This is a genomic window from Komagataeibacter diospyri (genome assembly GCF_006538165.1).
Classification (GTDB): Bacteria; Pseudomonadota; Alphaproteobacteria; order Acetobacterales; family Acetobacteraceae; genus Komagataeibacter; species Komagataeibacter diospyri.
This window is the reverse complement of the sequence record NZ_BDLU01000074.1, coordinates 1-14216: the sequence shown is the minus strand read 5'-3', so window position 1 is coordinate 14216 and position 14216 is coordinate 1. Positions and strand designations below refer to the sequence as shown.

Sequence of the window (14216 nt, the reverse complement as noted above, 5' to 3'; positions counted from 1 at the left end):
ACTCAGGCGAATAACGCAATGTCTTCTTCTTCTCTACCATAGGGCTCATCCTCCGAGAGTTTTACTCTCCGGTAAACCCGGGGTAGTTCAGTTTCGATGATCTTCGTGGTTTCCGGTTTCGAAAAACCACGTCGCCGCAGGAAACTTTCACGGTCATCGTCTGTTTTTGCAACGAGTGTCCGGCGCGAGGCCTGAATGCCCGACACGAACGAGGCTGGGCTGGCCGTGGCGAAATTCCGCAAGGCCGGTGTCGCCTGATGCACGAAACGCGAGGCCGCAAACTTGCTATGCCGGATCGTGATCTGTTCGAAATTTTCCACGCCCCAGAGCATTCTATTTTGGCACACTCCGCGTAGATAGAATGACGCAATGCCGAGGCTCTTGCTGCCGACTTCTGAATTCCATGCATAGAAACCCCGGAAATAGAAATCGGGGTCGCCATTGGGCAGGCGTCCCGCCTCGATCGGATGCGTATCGTCAACAAGGAATAAAAAGACATCCCTGTCTGATGCATAGAGCGTGGTGGTTTCCTTCGTGATGTCCACATACGGATTACGGTGAACGTCAGACGTTCGGCATTGTCGCGGGATGCTTCCACGCGGATGGCGCGGCTTTCCACCGTGCGGGCGGTGGCGCGCTCGGCACGGGAGGGATCGATCCTGAAGCCGCCGGACGCGGCGCCACGGGACGCCAGGAGCAGGATGGTGGTCGTGGTCATGGAAAACTCTCCTTTATGCCGGTTATTCGGCACCAAAGGCGAAGCCGACCTCTCCCTCTTTCCAGGACGGCAGGCATAAAAAAAGCGGCTTCCGGGCACCGGAAGCCGCCATCTCAAAGTTCCTGATCCCATAAGTTTACTCAGCGGCGATGCCTCCACGCATTCGCCTGCCGTTGTCGTTTCAACCGACATTTGCTCCGCACCACCTATCGTGCGCAACGCCTCGGGCAGCCAGCCCGACCCCTCCAGCAGCCGCTCGGCCTCGCGGGCCATGTCGGGCTTCTTCAGATGCGCAATACGCGAGGCCGCCTCATGGCCGCGTGCTTCCCGCACCGCCTGCAGGATGCGGGCTTTGGTCACCCGGCCGAAATAGTTCTCGACGGTCGGCTGCCAGCCCGCCTCGACCAGATCAAGGCTGAGCGCAGTGGCGAGACGCCCGGCGCGGATCAGCCGCTCCCGGACGCTGCGTGCCAGAGACGGACCATAGGACGATTCATGCAAGGCGTTGATGCCGAAGGACAGGCAATGGGCCAGCAACGCCATGCGGCTGGCATCGTCCAGCCCGTCGATCCAGCGCCAAAGTGCATCCTCGTTTTCCGGCAGATCGTGCTTCCAGCCCTCGTTGCGCTGCCGTAGCGCATGAGCCGGCAGGCTGCCCGGCATGTCCGGTGAATGGACCGGCAGCGCGATTTCGCGGACATAGGCTTCCAGGCAGTCGGCCCCCGGTGTCTGCCAGTAAACATCACGCACCAGCGTGTGCAGGAATTCGGTCAGGGCAATGTGCGGATTGCTGGCAAACGCATCCCGCAGCGCCAGCGTGCGCCAGGCCGTCAGTTCGGTAAGAAGCCGGTCAGGCAGCGGCTTGATGCCGTCTTCTTCCTCGGGCTCGACGTCGGGAGCGGTAGTATCGCCCTCACCGTCCGCATCGCTGCCATAACCAGCAATACGTTCATCCCGCCCATCATACGCAGCATGATCGTATCCATCGGCACCGCCGGCATCATCGGTCTCTTCGGGCTCGGTCGGCATGTCCTCGGGCAGCACGAAGCCCCTCTCCACCTGCAATGTGCCATTGCTGGCGAGGCTGACGAAAGCCCCTGCCCGCGCCATGTCAGCAGGATCGAACGCCAGTGGCCGTTCCTCCAGGGCAAGGATGGCCTGTTCGATCTCGCCCAGCCGTGTATCGACCTCGTCAGGATATTCATCGGCCTGGGCGTATTCAGCCTCGATGCTTTCCTGCTCGGCGCGCAGGGCTGCAAGTCGGGCCGTCTCCTCATCGGACAGCGGCATCTCCGTGCCATTGATCTCCGCGAACTGCCGTGTGTGGCCCCATGGGAATGACAGGGCGGTCTCGACCCACTTCCAGCCCTCGGCGCGGATGTCCTCTGCGGCTGTATGCAGTTTTTCCATGACCAGCCTGTCCAGAATGGCCGGATCCTGCAGCCAGCCGCCGTCGTCGGCCTCGAACAGGTCGCGCATGATGTGACCACCGGCTGCGAGATAGGCGTCCAGCCCGACGAAACGAACACGTGCGTCCGACGCCCGCACCGTTTTTTCCGTCAGCATGCGGCGGATGACGTAAGACTCGCGATTATGGCTCTGGGCCACGATCTCCCAGACCTGTTCCTGCCGGGCATGATCGTCGCTGATGGAAAACGCCATCAGCTGTTCCAGCCGCATCCCGTCCTGCTCATAGATTTCAAGCAGCTTGTCCGACACGGTCATCAGCCGCAGGCGCTGTTTGACCACGGCGGGCGCCACGAAGAACGCTGCTGCGATTTCCTCCTCGGACATGCCCTTCTCCAGCATGTCACGAAAGGCCCGGAACTGGTCCAGCGGATGCAGGGCCAGCCGCTGGACGTTCTCGGCCAGAGAGTCATCCTCGGCAAGAATGGCCGACCCGGCTTCACGGACCACGCATGGCACGGGGGCCGTCTTCGCCAGTTTCTTCTGCTTCACCAGCAGTTCGAGGGCACGGAAGCGCCGTCCACCAGCAGGGACTTCGTAAGTGCCGGTCTCGGCCCCTTCGCCATCAAGGACAGGACGGACGTTCAGGCTCTGCAGCAGCCCGCGACGCTCGATATCGCGGGCCAGTTCGTCAATCGACAGGCCGGACTTTACCCGCCGCACGTTGGACTGGGACAGGACCAGCCGGTTGAACGGGATATCTCGCCGGTGTTTGTCAGGCGCTCAAGCAGAAACTGGGTGCTGAAGAAACCCAGCTCAATGCGGTCCGCGACCCGGTCTTCGATAAGCCGACGTGGAACCCGGCCACGCCGGTCGGCGCGATCATGTCGGCACTGAGCCATGACACCGATCTTGCCGCGCTTGAGAAACTTGGTGAGATGAGCGCCGACGAGCGGGCGCGGCTGGCACGCCTTGACGAAGACCTGCTGAAAAACCCGGCGGACGCTGCCGCCGAACAGAGGCTTTTTGCCGGCAATGTAAGGCAGCTGATCGCTACCCTGGACAGGCTTGCCGCCGCCTATGGGGATGAAAAGCTGGCCGGGATGAAAACGCTGGCGGACGCGGCGCGGGACAAGCGGGCGGCGGCCGATCTTGCCGCGCGCGAGACCTTTGACGGCCTTTCCATTCCCGGTGTCGGCGGGGAAACATGGCGGGCGCTATGGGAGGCCGCCCGCCGCCATTCAGAACAAACGGCTTATCCCGGCGCGCCTTTCCCACCCACAGGGGACGAAGCCTGCGTCCTGTGTCACCAGGCGCCGCATGCGGATGCCAAGGACCGGCTGGGGAGCTTCGAGGCGTTCGTTCGCGCGGATGCCGAATCACAAGCGGCGCGCGCCGAGCAGGACTATTCTGAGGCTCTTGCCGCATTCACGGCGCGGCAACCGGACGTGCGCGTGATCGCGCAGGCGCGCCAGCGCATCGCCCTCCAGAACCCCGGCCTTGCCCGCAAGGTTTTGCGCTTTGTCGCCAGCGCGAATTTGCGCCGCCTGAAATGCCTTCGCGCCCTTTCGACCGCTGATCCGCTAATTCTGCCACCGTTTTCGCCGTCACCGAAGGCGGAGCTGGAGGCGTTAGCGGCCACTCTGGAAGCCTATGCTGCGGAACTTGACGAAGCGGCCGACGCTGAGGGCCGCGACCGGCTGATCCTCGAACGTGACTCGTTGACGGACCGGGCGGCGGTTGCCGACTTTCTCGAAACCGCAAAGAAAGAAATCAAGCGACTTGATGACCTGCGCATTGTCCGCGCCTGCATCGCTGACACGGCGACCAACGCCATCACCAAGCTCGGCAACAATATCGCCGACAATGTCATCACCCCGAAAATGCGCGACCAATTCCAGTCGGAAATCGTCCGTCTCGCAGCAAAGAAAGTGCGCGTGGAAATCGTGCGCTCGGGCGGGCAGTACGGCTCGCCCAACTACCAGGTGCGCCTCTTTGCCAACCCGAAAGCCAAGGTCCATATGGTCCTGAGCGAGGGTGAGCAAACCTGCGTCGCTCTCGCCGCGTTCCTCACCGAACTGGCGACGGCCCAGCATAAATCTGCGCTGGTGTTCGATGACCCGGTGACATCGCTCGATCATCGCTGGCGCGAAAAGGTGGCGGACCGGCTTGTCGAAGAATCCGCAACCCGCCAGATTATCGTCTTCACCCATGACATGGTGTTCGTGAACGACCTTCACGACAAGGCCGTCCGCGAGGCTGTTCCTATGAAGCTCGTCAGCCTGTCGCGAGGGCCAGCCGGGACGGGCATGGTCACGGACGGCTTGCCCTGGCAGCACGCCGGTATCCGCGACCGGGTTGATAAGCTGGAAAAGGCGGCGCGAGAGGCGCGGAATCTGTATGACGCGAACGATGAAGAAGGATACCGGGACGCAGCAGTGAAAATCTATGACCGGCTGCGGGCGACGTGGGAGCGCGGGCTGGAAGATGTCGCCTTTGCCGGGGTCATCCACCGCCACCGGGACTATATCGACACGAAGAACCTGAAACGGGTGACTGTCATTGAAGACGCAGATGTCGAGACATTCCGCAAGAACTTCAAGAAGTGCAGCGACCTCGTGGACGCGCACGACCCGTCGCGCGCACGGGACGGCGCGGTGCCGCCGCCCGACGACATCCTTGCCGACATCAAGACTCTTGCGGATTGGGCGGATTCGATCCGGGTCCGGCAGAACGCCTTACCGTGACCAAGCTCGTTCGCCCTGAATGCTTCGTGCCAGGGATCGTCACCCGAATGGGCGGAGACAGCATGGCTGGCTCCGTAGAGCCGGCACATCCGGCGGCATAGAGCCCGGTCCGCGCACGCGGAGGCAGCACAATTTGGGCAGCCGTACAAGACGATTAAATTCGCTGCTTTACAGCAAACCGACAACCCTGTTGGTGGCCACCGTGCCAAGGCGAAAAAGCGTTTGACGCTGTGCGGAGGCCTGCCGCCACGAACGTGCAAGGTCGGACTCCCAGGGGGTTACGATCAGCTCGAAGGAACCGTTGGTCAGGCGGCGGAACATGACCGCCGAGTCGGCATAATTGAACCCGCCCTGTGCGGCAGTCGGCAGGTTCATCCGCTCCATCTTATTATTGCCATGCCAGGTCAGTCGCCGGTCGTTCCACACGCGCGCGCCGCTGCGGAGGACGGGCTCACCGATTATCAAGTTATGCGGATAGTTGTATTGGTCGAACACGAAGCCGAAGAACCGGTGTCCGCCGCGCGGCAGTTCCAGTTGGTTGCTAGATCCGCCCTGAAGGGCCTCGCCGTGAACCCACATGGCGGCATAGTCGGCGGGGTTGACCACTCCGGTTTCAATGGCGACGCGGAACAAGGGCAACGCGGCACCCGCCACCGGTGCCGGTGCTGCTACAGGCTGTGCCTCCTGCTCGATTTCGGGGGGCGGCGGCAGGGCCTGTCGCAGGGCGGTATAGGCTGCGAGCAAGTCGTCGGTGAGAGCAATCGTTTCAAAGCGGGCCTTGTCGAAGGCTTCATCGGCATCGGCGCGCGGAACGCCCTGCTGTGCCCATGCCGCCTCGGTATTCACGCTAAAACCGCGGCTGGTCAGGTTCGCCGAGCCGACCAGCGTGCAGCATGTTTGGGGATCGGTGCCAAAGACGTATAGTTTGAGATGAAAGGCGCGCAGCGGCATAAGCGAGCCCTGCGCCAGCCTCTGCGCGCCCGACACCAGAACAGTGGCGTTCGCCAGCCCGCGCCAATGCTGCAAGGCTTGAGGTTCGGTAAGGCCGAAATCAAAGGATGTCACAAGGGTTTTGGGCATCGCCGCGAATGCCGCCGGCCCCACGGCATTTGCGACGGCAGACAGCAATATGTTTGCGCCGCCGAGCGTGACGTATGCGGAGGCGGCGCGGATATCGATGGCCCCCGCCGCGACCATATCGACGAGAGCATTGCGCAAGCGCGCCGGTTCTGCGGCGTTCTGGACGATCAGCATACCGGAGCCTGCGTCCCGCTACCGCTGCCGCCGGATGGCGCGGTGGATGCACCGGCCAGCGCCGACTGCGCCAATGTTTCAAGCTGCACCAGTAGCGGCGATGCTTCGAGCAGCGTGCGCAATTTGCGGCGGCGCGCCGTCAGTGCTTTGGCAGGATCAGCCAGATACAGGTCCGTCGTGCAATGGCCGTCCGCTAGTGTGGCAATATCCTTGGCAAGGACCGCGATCTTCTGATGATCGCCGTTGGCGGCATCGTATGCAGGCATCATTCTGTAGGGTAGCGTGTGAAGGTGCCGCTCCCCGAAATCGCCCTTCGGGTTAAACGCGAGGGTGGCGTTGGTGAGAGCCTCGCTGTTGAGCATGCCGACCTGGTACCAGGCCTCGTCCGCGTCCGTCACAACTTTCCAGTACAGTGTCTGGTCAACGACAAGGTCCTGAGCCTGCGCAACCGGAACGCACGCCGCGCAGATGATCTTGCCGCCGGCACCGGCCAGAATGAGGTACCCGCTCATACCGAAGACTTGCTTGGAAAGCTTACCCCGCTCATCGATGCGCTGTTGGAGCGACTTGCCTTTCCCCACCGTTTTGAGCCTCTGGTTGATCGCGGTGAACCGCCGTGCGGTCTGGGTAAAGCCCTGCCTGCGGATTTCGGCCTCGTCGAGAATGCTCCACGTTCCGCCCGCCGCGCGCAGCGCCGGCAGAGCCAGCGGCGCGCGATGGACACCGAGCACGAACGGCAGCAGGTTTTCCGACTGGGCCATGCGGAAAAGAAAGCGCGGCGCGACGTGCCCGGGGAAGCGGTCTGCCGCCATTTCTTTGGCTGATTTGATCGTAAATCCCCACGCGGAAGCGCGTGTCGGCGTATCAACGCGAACCTCCGCGCCCGCATTCTGGACGATGTCCACGCAGACGGCCGTGCGCGGCATAAGGTCGGCTCCTTGCTGCGGCAGGTCGCCGCCACCGCCGGCCACGGCTGAACCGCCGCCCGTTTCGAGCACCCAGGCGCTGCGCGCCGAACCGATGGTGCGAACCGAAAAACCTGCGGCGTTCAGCCCCGCGTCTGTCGCCACAAAGCCGTTAAACGTGCTTTGTGGAAGACCGATCGTATTCGCTCTTTTGTGACCGACCAGCGCCGCGCCGGGATATTTGAAGGTTCCGGGCGCGACCTGCCAGATTTCGGCGATGTCGAACGGGACGGGGCGGTCGCTTGTCAGGAAATCATGCTGCCTGAGCCTTTCGTGGTGGGTGCCGTTCAGCACCGTGCCGGGTACAAGACAGGCGACGCAAGCATCCGGTCCCAAATAACGGTCGATGGCATGAAGCAGGTGCATCGTGCCCAGCTCAAGATGGAGAAAGGACTGTCCTGCGGGCTGGATGCCGTAGAGTTTCGCTCGGCCTTTCAGCAAGTCCCGGTACGGGTTGTCGGCCAGCCCGCTCATGGCGAGCCATGGCGGATTGGACACAAGCCCGTTGAAGTGGCCGGTCAGGAGTCCCGGCCTGTAGGTATTGCGCAGGATGAACGCCCAGATGCCGTTGCGCCCGGCAACGGCCAGTTCAGCCATTCGATGCGCCAGCGGGAACAGCGCCTCGGAAAGCTGCTTGTAAAGCTCCGGCGACAACGTGATCCCGAACACGGCGATCGTGCCATCGAGAAAACTATCCGCGTCCGCCTTGCTGAAACCCGCAACGGTTCCGCGCTGCTGCGCATCGCGCGCCTCATCATAGGCCCAGTCCACGATCTTGTCGAAAAATTCGCGGTATGCCGGCTGCACCAACGCTGTCGGCAGATGTACGGTCGTGCCATCAAGCGATACCGGTATGGTATCGCTTTCGCCGACCAGCGGAACTGACGCCGAAACCGGTGTGACAGCGAACAGCGAGTCCGCATGATAGACCGGGATGACGATGGGCTTTGTCGCCGCCTTGATCTCAGCCAAGAGGCTGACGACCCAGGTCGTCTTGGCGAGACTGACCGCCAGCGGGTCGATGTCGAATCCGGTCGCCACGTCTTCAAGCTGTTCGATGGCGGAAAAGCCGAACTGGACCCGTGTGGCCTTTATGATTTCTGCGAGCATCGTGCCGGACCCGCAGCACATATCGACGATCCGGGGGCTTTCCCCGTTCGGGAGGCCGTCGATGCAACGGTCGGCAAGCAGGCGCGCGAGCCAGTGCGGAGTCCATTCCTGGCCGAGCAGCTTGCGCTGGCTGCGGCGGGCGAGCTGCGCCATAAAGCGGCCGAACAAATCCTCATCGGGATACCAGCTGAAATCGTACGCATAGAGATCGCGCTGGAGGTCGCGGGCCACCGCGACAAGCCGGTCGATATAGGACGGGCCGAGAAGCCAGCCGAAATAATCCTGCTCGACCACATTCTCCAGCTGGAAATTGTTGCGGAAGAATTCCCCGTTCAGGATTGTCTTCAACTCGTCGTTCGTGCTGAGCACCGCCTTGCCTGTCAGTACGTTCGCGCTCAGAAGCCGCGCGAGAAGGGTCACGTAAGCTTCATCAACATATGCGGCGGTGCGGAAGGTGCCTACCGGCCCTTCCAGATGATCGACGAACTGTGACCAGAGATCGGTGGCAAGGCTCGCCGACGGATCGGCTTTGCGCCCCTCGTCCACAAGCAACGACAAAGGCCCGGCGCTGCTCTTGTATGCGGCAGAGTCCATGCCAAGGTCGGAGGCGAGGAATTCGGAACGCAGCGGCCGCGACTGTTCGCGCGCCAGATGCTTCTTGATAAAGCCGCCGAGCTGCTCGGCGGACAGAACGCTGTCATCGGGTAGCTTGAGTTCGTCGATAACAACGAGCGTGATATCGGCAGCGGTGCAGGACGATGGATCAACACCCGCTGCAAGCTCGGCATCGTAGGCGTACCATTCGACCGTGTCCGACAGTACGCCCCGGACCGTTGAAATCGGCATGCCCGCGCGGACAAGCCCCGCCGCCTGCTCCTGCACCTGCCCGTAGCCGGTATCGCGCTTGGCTGTGTTGCGCAGGTCGGATTCGTACTCAATCGTGGTCGAACCGACCAGATTGTCGATGAACCGGGATGCGACCTTGCCTGATCCCGTGCCCACCTTGGTATGGGCTTCCGTCCCTTCGGTGTAGTTGTTGATCCAGGTCTCGTGCGTGGTGTCCGGGAACATAAGCCGCAACCGTCCCACGAACTCGCTGCGCAGCACCGCCTCGACATGACTGGCATCCCGCAACATGCGGCAGCGCGCAATAGTTTCACGAATGCGGGCAATATCAGCTGTCATGGACGGTCCTTTGGCGGGCAGCGCACGCGGCCTCAAGGCGAGAGTCGATATGGCGCGCTACGTCTTTGAGGTCGTTTTCGTTCATACCGGGCAACGAAGCGGCCAGGATGAACATGTCGATCTGGTGCAGGGCTGACGGCACGCCCGCAGCCAGCTGCTGTCCGAGCGCGGCAAGTCTCTCGCAGTCGCGGTCCGACAAAACGGGAATCGGTACCTGACGTATGTGCGTCGCTTCGAGTTTGAGCGCGCCGCCGCCAAGCGGGGTGCCGGCGGCTTCCATCGCCGCCCGGCACCAGTTGCTGTGGAACAGGGCGTAGAGCGCATACGCTGTCCACCGCCTTTGCTCCGCCCACAGCGTTGAGAAGTTGGCATCAATTAGGGCCGGCGGCTGCGTATTCAGCGCGACGGCCGGTGTGCCGTGATTGATGCGCGGCGTAAAAATCGCAGGCAGGTGGCGCGCGGTGAAGGCCGGCAGCATGTACCAAAAGCGCGGCACGTCGCGGCCGTTCGCGGGCCGGCGGACATTGGTGCGCACGGCCGTGAGATCGGGAATGAATTGGGCCGGCTTTTTCGGGTCCGGCGCAGTCCGGGCTGCCAGCCGCACGAACGACGCGAGCTCGGGAGGCATAACGCGGGGCGGAGACACGCGCCGCTTACGATAGGCCTCCGCCGCTTCTGCAACGAGCGGCTGGTCTTCCGGCAGAACCCAATCAGACAAATCAAGTGCTCGCGTGGCCGGAACGCGCCCGTCCGCAAAGGCTTGCATATCCGCCTGACGATGAAGAACGTGGCGCAGCGCCGCCACGGGAACGCGAACCTGCATGTTCTCAAAGCTGTCCGATGTTTCGACGATGACGGTCTCATCCTCTTCGTCACCGGCTATTGCCACATAGAAAAACCGGTTACAGCCCGAACGCAAGCCTTGGCTGACCCGAATACCAGCCTGTTCGAGCGTCTGGAGGTGCGCCGGCGCCGCGCCGGGCGGCAGCATGTCCCGCAATCCTTCCGGTATCGCCGTCGGCCTTGCGTCCCCGGCGGAAAATAGCGGCAGGGCATCGCGCCTGTTTTCGGCCTTTTGGAACCAGCTCTTACGTGCAAGGCGTTGCTCCAGTGTGCGCCATTCCTCATCCAGTGCAAAGGAGCGGCGCTCAATGCCCGGCACGTCCCCGTTTGCCGCGCCCGCCCATGCCGCAAAATCCCGCTCCGGTTCCGAACCGGGAAAGGCACCGCCCACAAGCGACTCTCCGCCCGCAGCCGCCGGTGCAACTTGCAGCCAGGTTGCCGGCGCAAGCGACCGGCCTGACACGGGCGCTTGCGCCTCGTCCCAAGAAAGCCGCCGCGCGATCACAAGATGCGTGCGCACCAGCGCATCGGAAAACCAACCGGGCTGTGTATCCGCGACAATGTACTCAAGGCGAAACGAGCGCAGCAGCAGGTAGCGCACAACATCGGCATAGTCGCGCGAACGCCAGGTGGCGGGAACGACAAGGGCCAGGCGACCGCCCGGCCGTGTCAACAGGGCGGACAGGAGCCAGGCCGGTATGGAAAGATCGGCAAGACCCGAATAGCCGTCAACCAGTGCCTGCCAGAGCGCGCGCTCGCCGCCGATCATGCGCGCATCAACAATCGCGGACAGGCCCCGGCGCACGTCACCGACACCGGCACCGTTCCCGTTTTGAGATTGGTATCTCACATAAGGGGGATTGGTGATGACGAGATCGTAGCCGGGGGTATCTAGCGCCGCGATGGCGGCGGGATCAAAAGCACTTCCCGTGAGAATATGGCTGCTCTCCGCAGCGTCGTCCGCCTGCAAAGCCGCCATCCTGCGACCGCAGAAGGCGGCTGTTTCGGAATCAAGCTCTATTCCGTGCAGTCGGCTGAACCGGACTCCCCACGCCTGCGCCGTCAATGCTGCCGCATCAAGGAGGTCGCCGTGCCCGGCCATCGGATCGATCACCGTGCGCACGTCGGGGTCGAGCGCTAGGTGAGCGAGAAGCGCCCCCAACGGCAACCCAGTAAAGAACTGTCCCAGCCGTTTGCGCTGAGCCGGCGGCAGGCTTTCCTCAAAGGACCGCGCCGAGGATCTAATCGCGCCGACTGCGTCAGTCGCCGGCACTGCATAGAACTCCGGGCAGCGGCTGTTCGGCGTACCAGCGATAGAAGACGTCCGCGTCGAGCGGGACTTGCTGATGATGGCTGAGGAAATGCGTCACGAGGCGGGAGTAAAGCCTCTGCGCCGTCGCTTCGGCCGGATCATGCGCGGCGGTCGCCGCGCGGTGAAGGGCCGTTGCGACCGTCCATACACATTCGTCCGCACCGGTCTTGCTTTCGATCCGGGCCTCGGCCTTACGACGGGGCCCCAACAGGAGCACGGGATCGCCGCGCACGGCTCCTTCCGTTGTGACCTGTTTGAAGCTGCCCTGCTTCTTGTCGAGAACCCCCGCATACTCCACGTCAAAGCCCGCATCCTGGTAGGCACGCTGTAAGGCGTTCCAGACTTCGGCGGATGCGGAATGAAACACCATCGTGGCTTTGCCGGACGGCTTCAATATCCGGCGGGCCTCGCTGAACGACTGGGTCAGCAGGTCCCGGTACTCGTCAATGGCCTTGCCTTGGTCTGGGCTAACGATGGCTTCATCTGTGCGGTCGGTGAAGATCTTGAGCCAAGCCTCGTTTATATAACTGAGTTCGGCATAGGGTATGTTGGCTCCGAAGGGCGGGTCCGTGAATACATAGTCGATACTGCCGGACGGCAGCGCGACAGCGCAGCTAGATCCGTGGACGACTTCGACCTTGCCGCTGCCGCCGTGGATTGTCTCAAACGCCTGCGCAATTGTTGTCAGCTTGCGCCGCAATCCTGCAAAAAAGTTCTTTTCGACCGGAAGGCCGCTGACATAGAGCACGCCGGGTTGGGCGCTGGTGACGACTAGGTCTTTCTGGCCGGACTTCGCCACGACGCGCGTCATGATCGTGCCGTGCGCCGCGTTATAGCTGAGCAGCCAGAAGCGCAGCCCTTCGCGGAGCGCGCCGCGATACGATTCCACACGCTCCCACATGCGGGCGAAGACGATGAGATTGCGCCGCGTGTAGAAGTGATGAACGTGCGTAATGCCCTGGTGGTAGCCTTTTCGGTAAAGATCGCCCCAGGGGATCAACGCCTGCGGGACGCACGACGGGATCGGCTCCGCCTCAATCTTCTTGATAAGCGTCAGGTCGGCGGCCGTGGCCGGGCGCGACCAGCGTTTTTTTCCGGTCGAACCATAGACGCGGGCCATCGCGCGTCCGCGCAATGCGCGCTGCTCGCCCAGCACATCATCCTGTTCCTGCACAGTTACCCGTTGCACATCATCCATCGGCGCTTCATGGCAGCATTTCGGGCAGGAGAAGGTGGAAGAAATCTCCGCCGGATCGAGCGAAACGCACGCATCCCACAACGTGACAGAGCTGCGGCAACCGGGGCAGCACAGCTTATCGCTCCAGATCAGGTGACGAAGGGAGCCTTTCGCGCCGGAGGGATCGCGCGCTTCATACATCCAGCCGTCTTCGCTCTCCCCGGCCGCCAGGACATCTTCGGCGGCCTTCCTGAACGCGGCAGGATCGGGCGGATTGGTCAGAGTCCGGCCGACAAACGAGCCGAGCGCGCCCAGCTCATAGAGAACGGCATTGCGGGCACCCCACTGCACGTCAAGACCAAGGCGGATCGCTTCGGCGCGCAATTCCTCGGTTGGCCGTTCACAAAGCAGCGCGGCGAGGCCGGTCGTCCCGCTGCCCCCGAACCCGTCAAACACGGTGTCACCGGGTTTGGTATGGGCGACGATATATAGGGCAATCGCCTCCGGGGAAATCTTTGTCGGGTAGGGAAAGGCCCCGTACAGGGCACCGGTGCGCTTTGCCGCCAGTGGCTGGCGGTAGAGGGCATCCAGAGATTTGGCGGGCATCGCCGGCGCTGCCTTGCGTGGCCTGTTTGCTGTGTGAAACATCTGTTCGTTTTCCCCCGGCATTTTCATTTGTTTCATGTCCGCTCCGGTGCCGCTGCCCGCTTGTCCAGAGTCGGCCGCCGCACAGCCCGTGCGGGCTGCTGGTGTCGCCGCAAATATTCATGGATGGCACGCCGCACGACCCAGGACACGGATACGTCGTCCTTTTCGGCGAGCGTGTTCAGCGTGTCGTAGTCTCCGGGCGTGACGCTGACGGTAACACGGGGGCCGAGCTTTTTTGATCGATCACTCATGGCAGACCTGCTAATGTTCCCCTATTGTTCGCCTTAGCGAGATGTGATTCTAATTACAACACAGTGCATCACTTTGACTCACAGGCATAGGCTATTCCTCTGCGTTTTCATAAGCTTCGACCTGTCACCCCTTAAGGCCCAAGAGTCTTATACTCATCGGCGCTCGCTCTGCCGCTTATAACCGTCATCGACGCGGTTTGACTTGTTCTGGTCCGGCGTCTCGCGCAGGACGGCTTTCGAGAACGGCAACTCCGCCTGTCCGGATCGCTGTCGGCCGATAGCGCAAGCTGCAAGGCCGGCATAGCTATGTCATCGTCGTCGAAACCCGCCGATTGCCAAACGAAAGATAAAACCTCCCCGTCGTTTCAAGAGGTTGGAAACCGTCCCATCGGGTTCCCGCATGGCCCGTCCGCCGAGATTCGAACCTCGACTGGATAGAATGTGTGCACAAGTCCGCTATCCGCCTTTTCCGGTAGAGCGTCAGATGATTCATGTCGGCTTTCGGGAAACTCACCCAACCGCCCGGATGTCCGACATGTAGGCGAAAGCGGCCTATTTCCGGAGCATGGTGATTCCGAGTTCGTGCCACATCCACCCGA

6 protein-coding genes and 2 pseudogenes are annotated in these 14216 nt (G+C 62.4%); 1 reads left to right on the top strand and 7 read right to left on the bottom strand.

Features of this window, described 5'->3' with window-relative positions; translation table 11 throughout:
* Nucleotides 1-83: 83 nt before the first annotated feature.
* Nucleotides 84-718: pseudogene (locus tag MSKU9_RS17030) on the bottom strand (hypothetical protein); the annotation flags it as partial.
* Between the two features lie 150 nt (nt 719-868).
* Nucleotides 869-2884: pseudogene (locus tag MSKU9_RS17025) on the bottom strand (ParB/RepB/Spo0J family partition protein); the annotation flags it as partial.
* A 125-nt stretch (nt 2885-3009) separates the two neighbouring features.
* On the opposite strand from MSKU9_RS17025, the gene MSKU9_RS17020 reads away from it, so the two are divergent.
* Entirely contained in the window at nt 3010-4872 is a 1863-nt protein-coding gene (locus MSKU9_RS17020) for an AAA family ATPase (RefSeq protein WP_227002566.1), read from the top strand.
* Nucleotides 4873-5040: 168 nt separating this feature from the next.
* On the opposite strand, the gene MSKU9_RS17015 is transcribed toward MSKU9_RS17020, so the two are convergent.
* Genes MSKU9_RS17015 through MSKU9_RS16995 form a run of 5 tightly spaced genes read right to left on the bottom strand, consistent with a single transcriptional unit; the run spans nt 5041 to nt 13617 of the window.
* The gene (locus tag MSKU9_RS17015; protein WP_141262548.1) at nt 5041-6126 is read right to left on the bottom strand and encodes a phospholipase D family protein; all 1086 of its coding nucleotides are present in this window, start codon (nt 6124-6126) and stop codon (nt 5041-5043) included.
* The gene (locus MSKU9_RS17010) at nt 6120-9386 is read right to left on the bottom strand and encodes an N-6 DNA methylase (RefSeq protein ID WP_141262547.1); all 3267 of its coding nucleotides are present in this window, start codon (nt 9384-9386) and stop codon (nt 6120-6122) included. Before MSKU9_RS17010 ends, MSKU9_RS17015 begins: the two co-directional genes overlap by 7 nt.
* Complete coding sequence (locus MSKU9_RS17005; protein WP_141262546.1) at nt 9376-11502, bottom strand: N-6 DNA methylase; 2127 nt, start codon at nt 11500-11502, stop codon at nt 9376-9378. Before MSKU9_RS17005 ends, MSKU9_RS17010 begins: the two co-directional genes overlap by 11 nt.
* A complete protein-coding gene (locus MSKU9_RS17000) occupies nt 11489-13402 on the bottom strand; it encodes a DNA methyltransferase (RefSeq protein WP_227002564.1) in 1914 nt (637 codons plus the stop codon). Before MSKU9_RS17000 ends, MSKU9_RS17005 begins: the two co-directional genes overlap by 14 nt.
* Nucleotides 13399-13617 (bottom strand): ribbon-helix-helix protein, CopG family, encoded by a 219-nt coding sequence (locus MSKU9_RS16995; protein ID WP_141262545.1) that lies wholly within the window; start codon nt 13615-13617, stop codon nt 13399-13401. Before MSKU9_RS16995 ends, MSKU9_RS17000 begins: the two co-directional genes overlap by 4 nt.
* Between the last annotated feature and the right edge of the window lie 599 nt (nt 13618-14216).

Bases quoted from the DNA above. Each gene is read 5' to 3' on its own strand.
- MSKU9_RS17020 (WP_227002566.1), top strand. From the start codon at position 3,010: ATGTCGGCACTGAGCCATGACACCGATCTTGCCGCGCTTGAGAAACTT.
- MSKU9_RS17015 (WP_141262548.1), bottom strand. From the start codon at position 6,126: ATGCTGATCGTCCAGAACGCCGCAGAACCGGCGCGCTTGCGCAATGCT.
- MSKU9_RS17010 (WP_141262547.1), bottom strand. From the start codon at position 9,386: ATGACAGCTGATATTGCCCGCATTCGTGAAACTATTGCGCGCTGCCGC.
- MSKU9_RS17000 (WP_227002564.1), bottom strand. From the start codon at position 13,402: ATGAAACAAATGAAAATGCCGGGGGAAAACGAACAGATGTTTCACACA.
- MSKU9_RS16995 (WP_141262545.1), bottom strand. From the start codon at position 13,617: ATGAGTGATCGATCAAAAAAGCTCGGCCCCCGTGTTACCGTCAGCGTC.